Source organism: Geothermobacter ehrlichii (assembly GCF_008124615.1).
Taxonomy (GTDB): Bacteria; Desulfobacterota; Desulfuromonadia; order Desulfuromonadales; family Geothermobacteraceae; genus Geothermobacter; species Geothermobacter ehrlichii.
The window spans coordinates 1-18,002 of record NZ_VNIB01000016.1; the positions used below are offsets into that span (position 1 = coordinate 1).

Consider the following 18,002-nt stretch of genomic DNA (forward strand, 5'->3'; position numbering starts at 1 on the left):
GACTCTTCCATGCCGGCGAAAAGCTGGGCGCACAGCAGACCGGCCGGCGACCACCAGGAGAGGGAGGTGCCGAGCTCGGTGGCGGCCATGCGCGCTCCTTCGAGCAGAAAGCCGGTCACGAAAATCAGCAGCAAAAGGATCAGCATCAGGGCGTTGTCGGCGACGGTGGGCAGATCCTTGGGCCGTACGAGATAACGTCGCACCGCCAGCCCGACCAGCATGACCAGGCCGACCAGTCCGGCCAGGTCGAGCACGACGGAAAAGAGCAGATAGAACCCGCCCTTGAGAAAGCGGACGCCGAACAACGGCTGCAGAATGTCGGCCTGCAGAAAGACCAGGGTGGTACCGATGGTCAGCAGCACGAATCCGAAGAAGAAGAGACCATGGGCCGTCCCCGCTCCCTTGACGCGCAGCACCCGGGCCTGCAGGAAGACATCGCGCAGCACGCCGGCAAACCGCTCTTCGCGCCGGTCGAACCGGTCGAGGGGCTGGCCGAGGCGGTAGGTGGCCAGCCGCTTGCGGATACCCCAGACCAGCACGCCGATGGCCGCCGCCACCAGCAGATACATGGGGATCAGTACCGAATGACCGACATTCCAGTAGATCTCACGGGTCAGTTCCATCAGCTCCATCCTTTCCGGGTTTTTACCCCTGCCGACCGCCGTCTCCACAACGCCCGGCAAAGGGCGAAAGGCGGCCGCCCATCCGGACGCAACCGGTTCGGGGGCACAGTATCATCATGTTTACGTAAAGGTCAAGCAGAAATATAACATCTTTTTACCCTTCCCGGCACAGGCGCAAAACCCTGTATTTATCCGGCCATTTCAGACGTTTTGCATTGACAACCGAGGGGCGCATCTGTTAACAGAAGTGCCAAATGTTACGTAAAGGTCATTCCGGCATGGACAAGATCACCTATCCCGTACAGATCGGCGAGCTGGCCAAGAGGCTCGGCATCACCACCCGCACCATCCGCTATTATGAAGAGATCGGCCTGATGGGTTCGACCGAGCGGCTGGGCGGCGGCACCCGCACCTACCAGAAAGAAGACGTACTGCGGCTCAAGTTCATCCTCAAGCTGAAGGAGCTCGGCATCACCCTGCGGGAGATGCAGGAGCTGGCCGACAACTTCGACACCAGCAACCGAGACTTCACCAAGATCACTCCCCGGCTGCTGGAGATCCTCGACCATCATATCGGCAAAGTCGACCAGAAAATCGCCAACCTCTCCTCCCTGCGCCAGGAGATCGTCGCCTACCGCCAGCGCATTCTCGACATTCTCAACGGCGATGCCCAGCCGGAGCAATGACCATGTCGCAGCTGAGCACCGAAATCGAAATCCGCTTCTCCGATCTCGACGCCTACGGGCACGTCAACAACGCCACCTTCTTCACCTACCTGGAAACGGCGCGGGTCAAGTTCTTCCGCGACCGTTTCGCCGAACTGATGCGCAGCGGCATCCTCTTTCTGGTCGCCGAAGCGACCTGCCGCTACCTGCAGCCAATCGGACTGGACGACCGGGTGCTGATCGACGTCTGGGCGGACAAGGTCGGACGCCGCAGCTTCACCCTCGGCTACCGGATGCACGACGGCAACGACAAGGTCTTCGCCAGAGCCGGCACGGTCATGGTCTGCTTCGACCAGAAGGCCGGCACGCCCACCGCCCTGCCGGACGACTTCCGCAACGCGCTGACGGCCCTGACTCCGCAGGACTGAACCTCCGGCAATCCCGGCGGCCCCTCCCTTTCGCCTTGCCGAGAATCAGATCTCATGCACCGGCACCTGCTCTCCCGCCTCGAACGCGCCGCGTTCGGCGGGCAGGATGGCGATGCCGTTGGCGCGCAGCAGGGTGCTGGTGATGCCGGTGTTCTGGTCGCCGGAACTCTCCGCCAGCAGCCGATCCCCTTCCTGCCGCAGCACGACCCGCAGCAGCAGGGTGCGCCCCGGCTTCTTTACCACCGGCCCGGCCAGGGTGGCATGCCGCATCGGCCGCATCGGCTGCGCATCTCCCTGCATGCGCCGCAGGGCCGGACGCACGAACTCCTCGAAGGTGAGCAGCGCCGAAACCGGGTTACCCGGCAGGGAAAAGACCGGCTTGCCGTCGCGCAAACCGAAGGCGGTCGGGCGTCCCGGCTTGACGTCGATCTTCCAGAACAGCTGACGCACCCCCAGCTCCTCGAGCACCACCCGCACCAGGTCCCGGTCGCCGGCGGAAACCCCGGCCGAGCTGATCAGCACATCGGCCTCCAGCCCCTCGGCCAGCCTCCGCCGCAAACTGTCACGATCGTCGGCAGCGATGCCGAGCAGCAGCGGCTCGCCACCGGCCTGCTGTACGGCTGCGGCCAGAGCCAGCCCGTTGCTGTTGACGATTTGCCCCGGACCGGGCACGGTTCCCGGCTCAACCAGCTCGTCGCCGGTGGAGACGATCGCCACCCGCGGCCGCCGGTGAACACGGACCCCGGTCAGACCCAGAGAGGCGAGAAGGTTGATTTCGGCCGGCCGCAGACAGGTGCCGGCGTGCAGCACCTCGCTGTCGGCCCGGATGTCCTCACCGCGCAGGCGGATATGGTCCCCGACTTGGGGCGGCTCGAGAATGCGCACCCGCTCCGGGGCGACCATTTCGGTCGCCTCGTAGGGGACCACGGCGTCGCAGCCGGCCGGAGTCGGCGCCCCGGTGAGAATCCGGACGGCGGTTCCCGGCCGGACCTCGACCCCGACGCCGCTGGCGCCGGCGGCAATGGTGGCAACAACCGGCAGTTCGGCGCCAGCCACGGCGTCGGCACAGCGAACGGCGAACCCGTCCATCGCCGAATTGTCCCACATCGGCAAATCCCAGGGGGCGCAAACCGGCTCGGCAAGAATACGCCCGACCGCTTCGGCAAGAGAAACCTGTTCGACCGGCAACGGCCGGACATTGTCGAGAATCAGCTCCCGTGCGCTTTCAAAGGAACGTGGCATCTTTTCTGCTCCGTTTCTGATTTCCTGGACAGAGCCGGAAACGGCCTGTCGACCTGGTGAAGAATTCCGCCGTCCATGACCAGGTGGCGCGCATCGAGCCGGCGCGGCGATTCCCGATCGTGACTGGAAAGAACCACCGTCACCCCCTCGGCGAGCAGCCGGGCGACCAGCCCCTCGAACAACGGCAACACCTCGGCATCGAGACTGGCAGTCGCCTCGTCGAGCAGCAGCAGCTTCGGCTCAAGAACCAGCGCCCGCGCCAGTGCCACCCGCTGGGCTTCGCCGCCGGAAAGGCTGTCGGTCCGCCGCTCCTCGAACCCCACCAGATCCACGGCCGCCAGCGCCCCGGTGACAAGCTGCCGCAGCCGACGGCCCCTAATTCCCCTGAGCCGCAGGCCGAACGCCAGGTTGTGGCCGACCGTGCCGGCGAAAAGAAACGGGGTCTGTTCCACCAGGGTGATCTGGCGGCGCAGCTGCTGGCGATCCCTTTCGCTGGCGACCAGTCGGCCCTGAAAACGGATCTCGCCCCGATCCGGAGTCAGCAGCTGAGCCAGCAGCCGCAACAGGGTGCTCTTGCCGGCGCCGTTGGGTCCGGTCAGCAGGTAGAGTCTTCCGCGCTGCAGCTCGAGCCGGTCGACACGCAGGATAAAATTCTCCCGGCTGAAGAGAAGGTCGCGGATCTCGACGAGCTGTTCCATCGCTCACCTCTGCTGCATCGTGTTGAGAAACAGGTTGACCACCAGGGCCACGCTCAGCAGCAGCAGTCCCAGGGCCAGGCCGAAAGCGAATTCTCCCTTGCTGGTCTCCAGGGCGATGGCGGTGGTCATGGTGCGGGTATAGCCGCGGATGTTGCCGCCCAGCATCATCGCCACGCCGACCTCGGCAACAACCCGGCCGAACCCGGCAACAACGGCCGCCATCACGCCGAAACGCACCTCCAGCAGCAGCTGCCAGACGCCGCGCAGCCGGCTCGCGCCCAGGGTCAGGGCGGTGGGTAGAATACGCGGATCGGCTCCGGCCACCGCCGACAGGGTGTAATTGGCCACGATCGGCGTCGCCAGGACCGTCTGCCCCATGATCATCGCCCAGGGGGTGAAGAGCAGCCCGAAGTCGCCCAGCGGTCCCTGGCGGCTCAGCAGCCCGAAGAGCAGCAGCCCGACCACCACCGTCGGCAGCGCCATCAGGGTGTTCAGCAGGGTCAGCACGGCCCGCCGGCCGGGAAAACGGCCCAGACCGACCGCCGCGCCGATCGGCACTCCCAAGGCCGTCGAGACCAGGGTGGCGACCAGGGACGTCGACAGCGACACCCTGACGGCGCCCAGAACCTCCCGGTCAAGCTGGACGATCAGACCGAAGGCGGTTCCCAGCGATTCGGACAGATAACCCAAGGGCGACTCCCGTCAGTCGGCGACGTAAAAGAGCTGTTCGCCGTTGCGCCGGTAGCCGGTGATCAGCTTCCGACCCTCGGCCGAGGTCAGAAAATCCATGAATTTCCGCGCCAGCTCGACCTTGACGTGCGGATGTCGGGCCGGGTTGACCATGATGACACCATAGGGATTGAACAGGCGCCGGTCCCCCTCGACCAGAACCGCAAGCTCGATCTTGCCCCGGTAGGCAAGGAAGGTGCCACGGTCGCTGAGCGTGTAGCCCTGCCGCTCATCGGCCATGGTGAGCACCTCACCCATGCCGCGACCGGCCTCCAGGTACCAGTCGCCCCTCGGCACGACACCGGCGGCCTGCCAGAGCTGCTTCTCCCGGGTATGGGTGCCGGAATCGTCGCCGCGCGAGACGAAGGTCGCCTTCGCCCGGGCGATCCGGCGCATGGCCATTGCGGCATCCGCGAGTCCGGCGATGCCGGCCGGATCGTCCTTCGGCCCGAGAATGACGAAATCGTTGTACATCACGTCGCGCCGGTCGACGCCGTAACCGGCGGCGACGAACTTGTCTTCCTTGCTGCGGGCATGCACCAGGACCACGTCGACATCCCCGGTCTCGCCAAGCTTGAGGGCCTTGCCGGTGCCGACGGCGATGACGTCGACCCGGCAGTTGTTGGCCTGCTCGAACGGTGGCAGCAAAACGGCCAGCAGACCGGAATTCTCGGTCGAAGTGGTGGTCGCCAGACGCAGATGCTCGACGGCAAAGGCGGGCACGGCCAGAAAAACAATCAGAAGCAGCATGGTCTGCAGCCAGATTTTCATCCCATCTCTCCTTTCGGCGGGTCGTGGCTTCAGGCATTCAGGCAGTAAAAAGACCCCAATCCGCATGGAAAGAGGCCCTCTTCCGCCGCGCCCAAAAGTCGCGCCGGCCAGCTCTCCTTTCCAAACGTGGGAGGCACGGCCGTTTCCCGCCGTACCCATTGGCCGTCCACCCTGGGGCCACAGACCCTTTAGGTGAAACGGCTCGGAGATTCACTTGGTTCTGTTTTCCGGGTCGGTGGCGTCCACCTTCATGACCGAACGAACCTCAGCCCCCAGTAAAACAGTATTTTGTTACCATAATAGCCTGTAGTTTTTCATTTTGCACCCTTTTTTCGTCACCCAGGTAGATATGGATTTCCATCGCTCCTCCGGTCCGCCATACCGAAGCTCCTGTCTGCCATCCCTCGCGACAGATGCTGCCCAGCCCTTCCGGGCTTTATCTTTCATGTGTGTTTGAAAAGGGAACAAGAAAGGAAGGAATCCGGGCCTGTCGCCCCTGAACCTGAATCAGGCTGAAGAAAAAAACCTCACTGGCCCACCATGCCGTCGTTGCCGGCAAGCACGGTCCGGCGCAGGGCAAAATAGTCCTGTGGCGTATTGACGTTGAGAAAGGAGAGCCCCTCCGGGTCATGGCGCCGCCAGACCGCGGGCGACATTTCCGCCACCCTGACCGCCGGAAAGAAATCGACGATGCGACGGCCGCCTTTTCGCAGAATCCTTTCCATGGCCGGCAGGCAGGCCTTGCGATAGCAGGCGTGCAGCGGCTCCAGTCCTGAAGCTGTTCGTGGAACGTGAACATCCCACCGGTTCGTCCGGCAGATATGGCGAATCAGTTCCGGCCGCAGAAAGGGCATGTCGCAGGCAACGACGAAAATCTGCGGGCTGCGGGCATGACGCAGACCGGCGTGAATTCCCGCCAGCGCCCCCCGGCCCCGGTAGACGTCAGGCACCTTGCGGCACGCAATGTCGGCATAGAGTTCGGGCGCATTGGTGACGATCAGGACCTCATCGAAAAGCTCCGCCATCAGCCGGAAGATGCGTTCGATGAAACGTTCGCCGTCCAGCGGCAGCAGTGACTTGTCGCTCCCCATGCGCCGGCTCTCGCCACCGGCCAGGACAATCCCGGTTGTCGCGGGAACGATGTCGCTCACGGCCATCATGCCGCACCTCCTTCAGCAACCCGTTGTTTCCTTCTTGCCGCGACTGAATCCTTCCCTGGCAGCCAGCACATCGAGCTGCAGCGTGGCGGCATCCTCGACTTCCAGTGGCAGCCCCTCACCCCTCTGGCGGCTGTCGACCACCTTCAGGTAACCGCTGCAGCTGCGACAGACATCGACCCTGCAGCCGGGCTCGCCGTCGACGGTGAAATAGGCGAGCGTCTCGTGGTCGGTGTTGCCGCAATGAATGCAGGTCAAACGATGAAACGACCACTGATGGCCGCAGAGACTGCATTGCAGCAGTTTTTTCCCTTCCTCGCCGCGCAGCTCGGCAATGGCCGGCAGACCGCCGCAAAACGGGCAATAGCCGTGCTCCCAGTCAGCGACAACCGCTTCCGCCAGCCCGGCCTGGCGGCACCGTTCCAGGGCGGCCCCCAGGGCAGTGGTCAGGCAGTACTCGAGCAGGGCCGGCGATACTCCGGCGTCCTCTGCAGCACGTGTGACCGGCTTGCGGTCCCGGTCGAAGGCCGCGCGCAACAGAACCGGCAGATTCAGCTTTTCGGCCTGCAGGGCGCCCTGCAGGACCTGCAGTTCGTCCCGTCCCTGTTCGCCGTGCTCGCACATCACCTGGAGCAGGGAGGCAAAAAAGGTTCGTGCCGTTTCGGCATCGATCTGCAGCATTTCGCCACGGAGCAGCGGAAAGCCCTGCCGCTGGCGCGGGGCGGCCGGTTCGGCATCGACCTCGACACGCAGAAAGGAATCCGCCTCTGAGAACAACCGGTAGAGACAGGAATAATACCGGCAGATATCGGCCAGTGCCGGTTTGCCGGCAGCCAGTTCTTCAAGCCGTCGAAGACGTTTTTCTAGCATCTGAATCTCCTGGGACCTGGCGTTCACCCCGATTCGAATCATGCGGGGCCGCCACGACCGCCCGCGAGCCGTGGCGGCAGTTTTTTCACCGGTTTCCGGCTACCTTCTGAAACCACTTGCTGGCGTGTTTCCTTGCCCAGGCCTTGCGCACCTGACCGTAGAGCATCCCTTCGAGCGTGCCGGGATTGCCGATGGTGGCGAGATAGACATGAACGATCATGCCGACCATCCAGAGAACAAAGAAGAGCCCGTGCAGCATCAGCGAGAACTGCGTCAGTTCCCGGCCGAATGCCGTCGGTTCCCAGATGACGTAGCCGGTTATTCCCATGACCAGAGCCGCAACGAAGGAAAAGATGCCGAACAGCTTCTGGCCGGCGTTGAATTTGCCTTGGGGAATGTCCTCATGCCTGCGGGAGAGGTAGCCTCCCATCTTGACGATCCAGCGCCGGTCGTCGGCATCGAAACGGCAGAGCTCACCCATATGACGCAGAAAGAGCAGCACCGAACAGACCAGGAAAACCACTCCCGCGATCTTGTGCGCCATAATTCCCTGTTGCGGTCCGCCAAACAGGCCAAAATAGCCAAAGAAGGTGTGAGCAAAGAGTCCAAGTCCCGAAAGCACCAGCAGAATGAAGGAAACGGCCAGCGTCCAGTGGACGATGCGGTCAAAGGCATCAAAACGGTCAACGTAGTTTGACATGATTCATTCACCTCCCTTGTGCTGCTGCTCATCCGGTGCATCGATCTTCTTCGGCCCGACGGTGACATAGTGCAGGGCGGCGGCGCCAAGGGCGCCCCAGAAACCGAGGATGCCGAGTGGTTTGACGACGTCCTTCCAGAAGAAGATCGACGCCGGAATGGCCGGATTCTTCGGCAGCCGGTAGGTTCCCGGCTCGTCATCGAGGACATAGAGCACCCCGAGTCCGCCGAGATCTTTCTCGCCGTAGAGTTTTTTGCCGGCGGCCCTGGCTTCGGCGATCAGCTGATCCCGGTCTCCGAACTGCAGGGTCTTGGTGGGACAGGCCTTGACGCAAGCCGGCAACAATCCGTTCTGCACCCGGTCGCTGCAGCCATGACACTTGGTCACCTTCCGTCTCGCATCGTAACGCGGCACATCGAAGGGACAGCCGTTGACGCAATAGTGGCACTCGATGCACTTGTCCCGATTGTAGGCGACCAGGCCCTCCCTGGTGTGATAGAGGGCGCCGGCAGAAGGACAGACCTTGACGCAGCCGGCATCGGCGCAGTGCAGGCAGCGCCGGTTGATGAACAGCCAGCGCAGATCTTCTCCCCTGTCCTGTTCGATGAAGTGAATCTGGTTGTAGAGCATCGGCGTCAGATCCGGCGGATTCTCATAGCTTCCCCGGTTGACCGTGGAATCGGCCTCGAGCTTGTTCCACTGCTTGCAGGCGACCTGGCAGCTGCGGCAGGCGGTGCAACGGGTGGTATCGACCAAAAAGGCTTTTCTTTTCATGATGTCCTCCCCCCTAGCCCAGCTTCTCGACGTTGACCATGAACGCCTTGGTTTCCGGGATCATGGTATTGGCGTCGCCGATCGTCGGCGTCAGCAGGTTGGCGCTGTCGCCTGCATTCGGCGTGCTCCAGCCGAAGCACCAGGGCAGACCGACCTGGTGGATGGTCTTCCCCCGGATCCTGAAGGGACGGAACCGCCTGGTGACGATGGCGATCGCCTCGACGCTGCCCCGCCCCGAGCTGACCCTGACCTTTTCACCATCTCCTATACCGCGTTCCCTGGCCAGCTCCGGACTCAATTCGACGAACAGCTGCGGTTGCATCTCCAGCAGCCAGGGGGTATTGCGGGACATGACCCCGGTCTGCCAGTGCTCGGTGACCCGGTAGGTGGTGGCAACGAAGGGATAGCGCTTGTCGGAAGTGTAAAAGACGTCTTCCGGCAGCCTGTCCTTCCCCTCGTGAAACAGTTTCATGGCCGGATTGTTCCTGGTACCGGACAGAGGGTTCGCTTCGATCGGACTCTCCAGCGGTTCATAGTGTTCGGGGAAGGGACCCTCCTTCATCTTGGCGCCGAAAATCGAGGCCACACCGTCCGGCAGCATGATGAATGACTTCTTCGAACCGGGCTGAGAGAGCGGTTTCCAGCCGCCATCGGGAACATCTCCCTCCCACCGGGTACCGGTCCACCAGATGACCGGCCGCTTTCTGTCCCACGGCACCCCGTCAGCATTGACCGAAGCCCGGTTGTAGAGAATACGCCGGTTGACCGGCCAGCACCAGGCCCACTCGGGGTAGAGGCCGATGCCACTCGGATCCCTGTGGCTGCGCCGGGCCATGTTGTTGCCGTTGCCGTTGTAGCTCTGGCAGTAGAGCCAGTTGCCCGACGAGGTGGAGCCGTCATCCTGCAGATAGGCGAAGGAGGGTACCAGGTCTCCCTTCTTGAAGGATTTGCCCTTGACCACCTTGTCGCGGAGGAAGTAGCCGTTGATCTCCCTGGCCACGGCATGGATGTCGATCTTGCGCACCCGGCCGTCCGGCATCCTGAAACCGTAATTCCAGCTCAGTTTCAGGATCGGGTCGGGAAAAGCGCCTCCTTCGGCGGCATAGCGCTGCCGGACCCGGAAATAGAGTTCGTTCATTATCTCCGAATCGTGACGGCTGTCGCCAAGGGGCTCCACCGCCTGGTAGCGCCATTGCGCCCAGCGACCCGAGTTGGTAACGCTGCCTTCCTTTTCGAACGACGCGGCAACCGGCAGGAAGAAGACCTCGGTGTCGATCCTGGCCGGGTCCATGCCCGGCCCCTTCCAGAAGGAGGCGGTCTCGTTGTCGAACAGGTTGACCACCACCATCCAGTCGAGCCTGGCCAGCGCCCGGCGCACCTTGTTGGCATTACTGCCAGAACAGGCCGGATTCTGCCCCCAGGCGAAAAAGCCCTTGATCTGACCGCGAATCATCCGGTCGAAAAGCATCAGCCAGGAGGCGTTCTGGCCGTCGTCCAGCTTCGGCAGCAGCTGGTAGCCGAACTCGTCCGCCGCCGTCAGGCTGGTATCGAAATGCGCCCGCAGCAGCGAGGTGATGTACTTGCCGCGGTTGCCCCACCAGTTGGCGCTTTGCGGATCGCCGGTGGTCGGCGTCGTTTTGGCGATGTAGGTGGCCAGGTCCTTCAGGCTCGCCTTCGGCGTCGGCAGGTATCCGGGAAGGATGTGAAACAGCAGGCAGTGGTCGGTCGACCCCTGCACGTTCGATTCGCCACGCAGGGCGTTGACCCCGCCGCCGGCGACACCGATATTGCCGAGCAGCAGCTGGATGATGGCCATGGTGCGGATGTTCTGGGTACCGACGGTGTGCTGGGTCCAGCCCATGGCGTACATGATGGTCGCCGCCCGTCCCGGCCTGCCGGTGGAGCCGTAGATCCTGTAGATCTGTTCGAGTTTTTTCACCGGGGTGCCGGTGATGTCGGAAACGACCTCGAGGGTGTAGCGCGAGAAATGCTTCTTCAGCAACTGGAAGACACAGTTCGGGTCCTCCATCTCCGGGTCGGTTCGGGGCACGCCGTTCTCGTCACGCTGGAAACCCCAGGTCGACTTGTCGTAGCTGCGGGTCTCGGCATTGTAACCGGAGAACAGGCCGTCCAGCTCCCCGGGCATCCTGAAACGCGGATCGACCAGGAAGGTCGCGTTGGTGTGCAGCCGCAGGTACTCCCGGTGATACAGCCCGTTTTCCAGGATGTAATTGATCATGCCGCCGAGAAAGGCGATGTCGGTGCCGCTGCGCAACGGCGCGTAGACATCGGCCCGGGCGCTGGTGCGGGTGAAGCGCGGATCGACGCTCAGAAGCTTGGCGCCGCGTTCCCTGGCCTCGAGAACGTAACGGAAGGAAATCGGATGATTTTCTGCAGCATTCGAGCCCATCACCAGGATGACATCCGAGTTGCGGATATCGATCCAGTGATTGGTCATGGCACCGCGACCGAACGAGGTTGCCAGACTGGCAACCGTGGCGGAGTGTCATATTCGAGCCTGGTGTTCGATGTAGACCAGTCCCCAGCTGCGCAGCAGCTTCTGCAGCAGATAACATTCCTCGTTGTCGAGGGCGGCACTGCCGACCGAGGCGATGGCGTCGGTACGGTTGACCACCTGCCCCCTGGTGTTTTTCTCCATGAAAGTCGCATCCCGGGTCGCCTTGATGCGGTCGGCGATCTGGTCGAGCGCCCAGTCCCAGGAAACCACTTTCCACTCCTTCGCTCCCCGGGCGCGGTACATCGGCACCGTGATGCGCTTCTCGTTGTGACGCAGCTGATAGATCGAAGCCCCCTTGCTGCACAGGGTACCGCGGTTGATCGGGTGATCGGGATCACCCTCGATGTTGATCACCTCGCCCCCACGGGCATGAACGATCAGGCCGCAGCCGACCGCGCAATAGGGACAGATGGTCGTCGTTTCCCTGGCATACTGGATCGCCAGGGGACGGGCTTCGGCTTCCGCCGCCTTCAGACCTACACCGAGCACCGAGCCGGCTATCGCTCCGCCTGAAAACTTCAGAAAGCTTCGTCTGTTCAGTTGCATGATCATTGACCTCCTCTACGCTGGACACATGCCCCGGAATCCGGCTCTCCGGAACCGGTCGGGACCAGGTTCAAAAACAATTACGGCAAAAAGCATGCAGAACTGACGAAGCGCAATTTATATACCAGTGTTTTTCTTCTGGCCGTGGTTTTCATCAATATCGGCAAGTTAGACCTCATTTCGTCAACATGGCGAAATTTAACGCCCCTTCTGAGGTTGTATATATTTTACCAATGCGGTACCGTTGATGGGTAAAAAGTATACAGGCACAAATCTCTTCCTCCCCTTTAAAACAATGGACCGAAACATGCACGGACGGATCTATATCTGCGACGACGAAGTCGGCATGCTGCGCTATCTGAAAAAGATGCTGGCGGGCTGGGGCGCCGAGGTAAAGACCTTTGAATGCCCGCTGACCATGCTCCAAGCGTTGCGGGGAAACGGCCCGGCCGCCGATCTGCTGCTGCTGGACATCAGGATGGCAGAAATGGACGGGCTGGAAACACTGCGCCAGGTTCGCAGCCTCCTTCCGGAGCTGCCGGTCATCATGATGACCGGACACGGCAGCATCGAGTCGGCGGTCGAGGCGATGAAACTCGGCGCCCAGAACTACCTGACCAAACCCTTTCCCCAGGAACAGCTGCGCGCCGTCATCGAACAGTCACTGCAGCGCAGGAAACTGCTGGAAGAAAACCGCAACCTGAAACAGAAGCTGAACCGGGAATCGGGACAGCAGGAAGTCGTTTTCAAAAGTGCCCTCTTCGCCGAAATCTACGATCTCGCCATGCGGGTCACCGGTGTCGATTCCCCGCTGCTGATCCTGGGGGAAAGCGGCTGCGGCAAGGAACTCGTCGCCAGGGACGTCCATCGGCACAGTCCGCGCAGCAACGCTCCCTTTCTCGCCATCAACTGCGCCGCCCTGACCGAACCCCTGCTCGAAAGCCAGCTCTTCGGCCATGTCAGGGGGGCCTTTACCGGCGCGCTGCAAAATCGGCAGGGTCTGCTGGCCGCGGCCGAGGGAGGCACCCTGTTTCTCGACGAAATAGGCGAACTGAGTCCGGCACTGCAAGCCAAGCTGCTGAGGGTACTGCAGCAGGGAGAGTATCTGCCGGTCGGCTCCACCCGACCCAGACACGCCGATGTCCGCTTCATGGCCGCCACCAACAGAAACCTGGAGGAGGAAGTCGCGGCCGGGCGTTTCCGTGAAGATCTCTATTACCGGCTCAACGTCATCACCCTCGAACTGCCTCCCCTGAGACGTCGCCCGGAAGACATACCTCCCCTGGTCGAACACTTTCTCGCCAAGGTCGCCGAACGGCTGGGGCAACCGCGCAAACGGGCCGACAGGGAGTTTCTCACCTGCCTGCACCGCTACGGCTGGCCCGGCAACGTCCGGGAGCTGGAAAACGTCATCGAACGCAGCGTCGTCCTGGCGCGCGGCGACACCCTGACTCCCGACCTGTTGCCGGCGAAAATCAGACACGCAGAGGTGCCTCCGGAAGCGCCCTTCCTCGAATCCTACACCCTGCGCGACGCTGAAAAACTCCAGATCAGCCGGGCGCTGGACAAGACCGGCTGGAACAAGAGCCGCGCCGCCGAACTGCTCGGCATCACCCGCAAGACCCTCGACAAGAAAATTCGCGACTTTCAGCTCGCCCCGGAGAAACCCCGTTGACAAGGAGGCAATTCGTTACAGGACTGCTGCTGGGTGGACTGCTGTTTGCCCGTCCGCTTTTGGCGGCGCCCCCCCAGGGAACGGCTGACGAGATCCTGCTCGGCATGTCCACCGTCCTGAGCGGGCCGGCCGCCGAACTCGGTGTGGAAATGCGACGCGGCGTTCTGGCCGGACTGGAACGGGCCAACCGCAACGGCGGCATTGACGGCCGGCGCCTCCGCCTGATCAGCATGGACGACGGTTATGAACCCGAGCGAACCGCCCCCAACATGCACAAATTGCTGGAGCAGGACAGGGTGCTGGCGATCATCGGCAACGTCGGCACCCCGACGGCTATTGCGGCGCTGCCCCTGATTCGAAAAAACCAGACGCTCTTTTTTGCTCCCTTCTCCGGCGCCGGCGTTCTGCGCCACACCCCTCCCGAGCGTTTCGTCATCAACCTGCGGGCCAGTTACGCCGAAGAAATCGATGCCATGGTCCAGGCCCTGGTCGAAAAAGGCGGTGTGCCCCCCGCCAGGATCGCCTTCTTCACCCAGCGCGACGGTTACGGCGATGCCGGCTATGTCGGCGGCTTCGCGTCTCTGCGCCGCTACGGACTGAAAGACGATCAGCAGGTGCTGCACGTCCGTTACCGTCGCAACACCCTGGCAGTCGAGAACGCTCTGGCCGATCTGCTGTTGGCCGAGCCGTCGCCTCGCGCCGTCATCCTCGTCGGCACCTACGCTCCCTGCGCCAAGTTCATCCGCCTCGCCCGCCAGGCGGGACTCGACGCCCTGTTTCTCAACGTTTCCTTCGTCGGCAGTGCCGCCCTGGCCCGCGAACTCGGCGAGGCCGGAAATGGCGTGGTCATAACCCAGGTCGTTCCCCATCCGCAGCAAAGCGCCCTCCCGCTGGTACAGGCCTATCGCGAAGACATCAGGAAAATCGAAGGAGCGTCTCCCAGCTTCGTCAGCCTGGAAGGTTACGCAGCCGCCCGGATTCTAGTGGCCGGACTGAAAAAGGCCGACCGTCCCCTGACCCGCTCTTCGGTCATCGACGGACTTGAACGACTCGGCCGCTTCGACATCGGACTGGGCATCCCCCTGCACATCAGCCCGACCGAACACCAGGCCAGTCACCGCGTATGGCCGACCCGGCTTGAAAACGGACGCATCGTCCCCGCCAGCTGGGAAGAGATCCTTCGCGACCTGCCCACGGAACGCCGACCATGAAACCTCTCAAACCGGGAAGAAAAATCATTCTGCTGGTCTGGGTGCTGGTCATGATCGGCCTGTTCGTCGGCGTCGTCACCAACGGACTGATCGGCTGGACCCTGCACGACCTCAACCAGGAGCGGTTGCGCCTGGTCGCCCAGGAGCGACGGCTGACCCGCGGCGCGGAACAGCTCCGGCGCCTCAGCCGCCAGGCACAGTCGGCCCTGGGAAGCCTTCTTCAGCTCGACCTCGGTCCCATCACCGTTCCCTTTCCGGACCGAGAGCTCGAACAGCTGCGCCAGGAGCTGGAAAAAACCTCCGGCGTTCCCGACATCGGCAAGGTCAACAACGAACTCGGCCAGCAGATCCACAGCCTGCGCCGCATCTGGCAACAGGCCGTTGCCTGGCGTGCCGACTACCGGCCGGTCTACCTCGACAGTCACGAGCGAAAAAGCCTGCGACAGGTCCGGCACCTGCTGCAGAAGCTGCGGGCCGACCTGGAAATCTTCGAGGGACGGCAACGCCTAGCCGAAGCCCGCAAGATCAGACGCTGGCGACAGGCCGACCCTGCAACAGCCGACCTCATCTCGAGAGAACTGCTCGGCTCCGGCAGCCAGACCTGGCGGCGCAGCCTTGATGCCGTCAATACCGAGCTGGTCGACCTGTCCCGCATGATCGAGATTCTGGCCGGTGAAGACCGGCTGGACCAGCTTGTCGACCTCAAGGACAACCAGCTCAAACCGAGCCTGGAACGACTCGACCGGGAACTTCGCCGGCTCCGTTCCATCGGCCTGACCGGCACCGGAGAACTGCCGGCCGACCCGGTCGACAGGATCAACGAGGCACTCTTCGGCAGGGGCTACACCATCTACCGGGAATACCAGACCATTCTCCCCGGCAAGGGTGGTCTCTACCAGCTGGTTTCCCGCCAGCTCGACCTTATGCAACAACGGGAACAGATCCAGCGGGAAGCAACCCGCGAGCTGCAGCGGCTGGAGTCACTCTACCCTCCCCTCGCCAGCCTGACCCAGAAGCGCAACCAGGAACTGGCCCGCCAGGCGGAACACAGCCTGGCCAACGGGGCCCTCAACCTGTTCATGCTCAGCCTGCTGACTCTGGGCGGCTTTCTCGGCCTCGGTTTCCTGATCGTCCGCATGACAAAGGACCAGATCGCTGCCATGACCAGCCTGCGCCGCCAGAACGAGCTGATCCTCACATCGGCTGGCGAGGGTGTTCTCGGAGTCAACAGCGAAGGACGGATCGTTTTCATCAACCCGTCGGCAGAACGCATGCTCGGGTGGAACAACCAGCGCCTGACGGGCCGTCACTACAGTGAAATCCTGCCCGGAAAATCCGGAAGGCAGGCAGCCGACCCGATCCGGAACACCCTGAAAAAGGGCGACAGCTACCGCGGTGACGAGACCGTCTTCCGTCGCCGGGACGACAGTCGCGTGCCGGTGGCCTGTGCCGTAACACCGATGCTCGACGAGAACCGGCAGATCGAGGGCGCCGTCATCACCTTCATGGACATCAGCGACCGCAAGGCCGCCGAACAGACCCTGCGCCGCTACTACGACCGCCTAGCCGAACAGGAGAAGGCTCTGGCGGAACTGAACCGGGATCTGGAACGGAAGGTGGTGGAACGAACCCTGGAACTTGAGGAGAAGAGCCGCCAGCTGATTGCGGCCAAGGAGGAGCTGGCCCACGCTGAAAAACTCGCCGCCATCGGTTCTCTCGCCGCCGGGGTCGCCCACGAGATCAACAATCCGACGGCCATCATTCGCGGCAATGTCGAAATCCTGCGGGCCCGGCTGTCGGGCGACAGGGAAACCCTGGACGAAACAGGAGAAATCCTCAGGCAGGTGGAAAGGATATCCCTCATCACAGGAAACCTGCTGGCCTTCGCCCGCAAACAGAATCTTGCGCTCAGCAACTTCGACCTTCCCTCCCTGCTTGCGGAGATCCTGGACCAGGTCAGCCACCAGGTCCCGACAGAAAACATCGACCTGCAGCTCTCTCCCGCCCCGGACCTTCCCCCCTGCCGGGGCGACAGGGAACGCCTGCGCCAGGTCTTCACCAACATCATCGTCAACGGCCTCCAGGCCATGCCCGGCGGCGGCCGCCTGACCATCACCTGCGAACATGACCACCGGGAAACACGGGTGCGGATCCTCGACACCGGGCCCGGCATCCCCGCCGAGATCCGGAAACAGATTTTCCATCCCTTCTTTACCACCAAGACCGATGGCACCGGTCTCGGGCTGTCCGTCTCCTACGGCATCGTCCAGGCCCACGGCGGCAGGATTGTCCTGCAAAGCGAACCGGGCCGGGGCAGCTGCTTTACCGTCAGTCTCCCCCGGCCAATCCGGGACAGCTGATCAGCCGGGCAACCCGTTTCACAACCGCTTCAGCAAATACTGACTTTGATCATCTCCGGCTTGATTTTTCAGTGTTTGGCATTAATTTTAGATTATTGTTTCGTCCCGTCATACCAGGAATGTCTGCCACAATCGCGGGACGGTCACTTGCCCTGCCGTATTTGAACTTATGAACAGGAGGTGTCCATGGCTGCATTGAAACGTCTGGCGTCACTGGTTCAGAAGCACAGAGGCCAGCTCATCAATGACTGGATCGCCCTGCAACAGGACGCCATCGCCAACCAGAAACATCTGATTTCGCAAAGCGACCTGCAACGCGACGCCGAAGATTTCTTCAACGTCTTCGAAGCCGATCTGGCCGCCGGAGAAGACGTCCCGTCCCTCGGCCAGACGCTCCTCTTTCTTGAGCGTCTGACCAACGACCGCATCGAGCGCGGCTTCTCCGCCGAGCAGATCACCGCCTCCATCTTTACCCTGAAAAAACCTCTGTTCAGGCTGCTGTCCGAACACCTGGAAGGCAGCCCCGCCGACATTCTCGACCTGATCCAGGCCAGCTCCGACCTTCTCGATCGGCTCGGCATGCACGCCGTCACCCGGCTGGTCGACATCAAGGAAAAGCTCATTCGTCAGCAACAGGCTGAAATGATGGAGCTTTCCACCCCGACAGTCAAAATCTGGGACGGCATCCTTGCCCTGCCTCTCATCGGCACCCTCGACAGCGCCCGCACCCAGAGCATCATGGAATCGTTGCTCGACATGATTGTCGCCACCTCCTCCACGGTGGCCATCCTCGACATCACCGGCGTGCCCACCGTCGATACCATGGTGGCCCAGCACATTCTCAAGACCGTCGCCGCGGCGCGCCTGATGGGAGCCGAATGCCTGATCAGCGGCATCCGACCGCAGATTGCCCAGACCATGGTCCATCTCGGAGTCGGCTTCCAGGACGTGACCACCAAGGCTACCCTGGCCGAAGCCCTTGCCCATGCCTTTGCCCTGCGCGGGCTGACCGTCCGCAAGCGCGAGCTGGAGTGA

Annotated in this window: 15 protein-coding genes, 1 pseudogene and 1 riboswitch; of the genes and pseudogenes, 6 read left to right on the plus strand and 10 right to left on the minus strand. The window is 62.6% G+C overall.

Translation table 11 applies throughout. The features are described from left to right. A pseudogene (locus EDC39_RS13605) lies at positions 1-623 on the minus strand (electron transporter); the annotation flags it as partial. Positions 624-877: 254 nt separating this feature from the next. Here EDC39_RS13605 and EDC39_RS13610 point away from each other — a divergent pair. Next, the gene (locus EDC39_RS13610; protein WP_246140261.1) at positions 878-1,309 is read left to right on the plus strand and encodes a helix-turn-helix domain-containing protein; all 432 of its coding nucleotides are present in this window, start codon (positions 878-880) and stop codon (positions 1,307-1,309) included. Positions 1,310-1,311: 2 nt separating this feature from the next. Beyond that, a complete protein-coding gene (locus tag EDC39_RS13615) occupies positions 1,312-1,716 on the plus strand; it encodes an acyl-CoA thioesterase (protein WP_246140262.1) in 405 nt (134 codons plus the stop codon). A 45-nt stretch (positions 1,717-1,761) separates the two neighbouring features. Here EDC39_RS13615 and EDC39_RS13620 read toward each other — a convergent pair whose 3' ends face one another. The 9 genes from EDC39_RS13620 to fdnG all read right to left on the minus strand — a co-directional run bounded on the left by EDC39_RS13620 (position 1,762) and on the right by fdnG (position 11,721). Then, positions 1,762-2,958 (minus strand): molybdopterin molybdotransferase MoeA, encoded by a 1,197-nt coding sequence (locus EDC39_RS13620; protein ID WP_148896946.1) that lies wholly within the window; start codon positions 2,956-2,958, stop codon positions 1,762-1,764. Continuing rightward, a complete protein-coding gene (locus EDC39_RS13625; RefSeq protein WP_148896947.1) occupies positions 2,925-3,656 on the minus strand; it encodes an ATP-binding cassette domain-containing protein in 732 nt (243 codons plus the stop codon). Before EDC39_RS13625 ends, EDC39_RS13620 begins: the two co-directional genes overlap by 34 nt. 3 nt (positions 3,657-3,659) lie before the next feature. Then, a complete protein-coding gene (locus EDC39_RS13630; RefSeq protein WP_148896948.1) occupies positions 3,660-4,346 on the minus strand; it encodes an ABC transporter permease in 687 nt (228 codons plus the stop codon). A gap of 12 nt (positions 4,347-4,358) precedes the next feature. After that, the gene (locus EDC39_RS13635; protein ID WP_148896949.1) at positions 4,359-5,156 is read right to left on the minus strand and encodes a substrate-binding domain-containing protein; all 798 of its coding nucleotides are present in this window, start codon (positions 5,154-5,156) and stop codon (positions 4,359-4,361) included. A 97-nt stretch (positions 5,157-5,253) separates the two neighbouring features. Further along, positions 5,254-5,376, minus strand: a riboswitch (molybdenum cofactor riboswitch). A gap of 307 nt (positions 5,377-5,683) precedes the next feature. Next, entirely contained in the window at positions 5,684-6,316 is a 633-nt protein-coding gene (gene mobA / locus EDC39_RS13640) for a molybdenum cofactor guanylyltransferase (RefSeq protein WP_148896950.1), read from the minus strand. Positions 6,317-6,328: 12 nt separating this feature from the next. After that, on the minus strand, positions 6,329-7,183 hold the full coding sequence (locus tag EDC39_RS13645; protein WP_187426812.1) for a formate dehydrogenase accessory protein FdhE: 855 nt from the start codon (positions 7,181-7,183) through the stop codon (positions 6,329-6,331). Between the two features lie 85 nt (positions 7,184-7,268). Then, positions 7,269-7,883: a formate dehydrogenase subunit gamma gene (locus tag EDC39_RS13650; RefSeq protein WP_148896952.1), complete on the minus strand. Its 615-nt coding sequence runs from the start codon at positions 7,881-7,883 to the stop codon at positions 7,269-7,271. Positions 7,884-7,886: 3 nt separating this feature from the next. Then, positions 7,887-8,657, minus strand: coding sequence for a 4Fe-4S dicluster domain-containing protein (locus tag EDC39_RS13655; protein ID WP_148896953.1), 771 nt, complete (start codon positions 8,655-8,657; stop codon positions 7,887-7,889). A 13-nt stretch (positions 8,658-8,670) separates the two neighbouring features. Next, complete coding sequence (gene fdnG, locus EDC39_RS13660) at positions 8,671-11,721, minus strand: formate dehydrogenase-N subunit alpha (protein WP_148896954.1); 3,051 nt, start codon at positions 11,719-11,721, stop codon at positions 8,671-8,673. Positions 11,722-12,028: 307 nt separating this feature from the next. Here fdnG and EDC39_RS13665 point away from each other — a divergent pair, with 307 nt between their 5' ends. The 4 genes from EDC39_RS13665 to EDC39_RS13680 all read left to right on the plus strand — a co-directional run bounded on the left by EDC39_RS13665 (position 12,029) and on the right by EDC39_RS13680 (position 18,002). Further along, positions 12,029-13,396, plus strand: a complete 1,368-nt coding sequence (locus EDC39_RS13665; protein WP_148897002.1) for a sigma-54-dependent transcriptional regulator — start codon at positions 12,029-12,031, stop codon at positions 13,394-13,396. Then, positions 13,393-14,607 carry an ABC transporter substrate-binding protein gene (locus EDC39_RS13670; RefSeq protein ID WP_246140263.1) on the plus strand — a complete coding sequence of 405 codons (1,215 nt, stop codon included), beginning with the start codon at positions 13,393-13,395 and terminating at the stop codon, positions 14,605-14,607. Before EDC39_RS13665 ends, EDC39_RS13670 begins: the two co-directional genes overlap by 4 nt. Beyond that, positions 14,604-16,967 (plus strand): two-component system sensor histidine kinase NtrB, encoded by a 2,364-nt coding sequence (locus EDC39_RS13675; RefSeq protein WP_148896955.1) that lies wholly within the window; start codon positions 14,604-14,606, stop codon positions 16,965-16,967. Before EDC39_RS13670 ends, EDC39_RS13675 begins: the two co-directional genes overlap by 4 nt. A gap of 186 nt (positions 16,968-17,153) precedes the next feature. Further along, a complete protein-coding gene (locus tag EDC39_RS13680) occupies positions 17,154-18,002 on the plus strand; it encodes an STAS domain-containing protein (RefSeq protein WP_148896956.1) in 849 nt (282 codons plus the stop codon).

Coding starts and splice junctions, on each gene's coding strand:
- mobA (WP_148896950.1), bottom strand. CDS start 6,316: ATGATGGCCGTGAGCGACATCGTTCCCGCGACAACCGGGATTGTCCTG.
- EDC39_RS13635 (WP_148896949.1), bottom strand. CDS start 5,156: ATGAAAATCTGGCTGCAGACCATGCTGCTTCTGATTGTTTTTCTGGCC.
- EDC39_RS13650 (WP_148896952.1), bottom strand. CDS start 7,883: ATGTCAAACTACGTTGACCGTTTTGATGCCTTTGACCGCATCGTCCAC.
- EDC39_RS13645 (WP_187426812.1), bottom strand. CDS start 7,183: ATGCTAGAAAAACGTCTTCGACGGCTTGAAGAACTGGCTGCCGGCAAA.
- EDC39_RS13675 (WP_148896955.1), top strand. CDS start 14,604: ATGAAACCTCTCAAACCGGGAAGAAAAATCATTCTGCTGGTCTGGGTG.
- EDC39_RS13620 (WP_148896946.1), bottom strand. CDS start 2,958: ATGCCACGTTCCTTTGAAAGCGCACGGGAGCTGATTCTCGACAATGTC.
- EDC39_RS13665 (WP_148897002.1), top strand. CDS start 12,029: ATGCACGGACGGATCTATATCTGCGACGACGAAGTCGGCATGCTGCGC.
- EDC39_RS13680 (WP_148896956.1), top strand. CDS start 17,154: ATGGCTGCATTGAAACGTCTGGCGTCACTGGTTCAGAAGCACAGAGGC.
- EDC39_RS13625 (WP_148896947.1), bottom strand. CDS start 3,656: ATGGAACAGCTCGTCGAGATCCGCGACCTTCTCTTCAGCCGGGAGAAT.
- EDC39_RS13610 (WP_246140261.1), top strand. CDS start 878: ATGTTACGTAAAGGTCATTCCGGCATGGACAAGATCACCTATCCCGTA.
- EDC39_RS13655 (WP_148896953.1), bottom strand. CDS start 8,657: ATGAAAAGAAAAGCCTTTTTGGTCGATACCACCCGTTGCACCGCCTGC.
- EDC39_RS13615 (WP_246140262.1), top strand. CDS start 1,312: ATGTCGCAGCTGAGCACCGAAATCGAAATCCGCTTCTCCGATCTCGAC.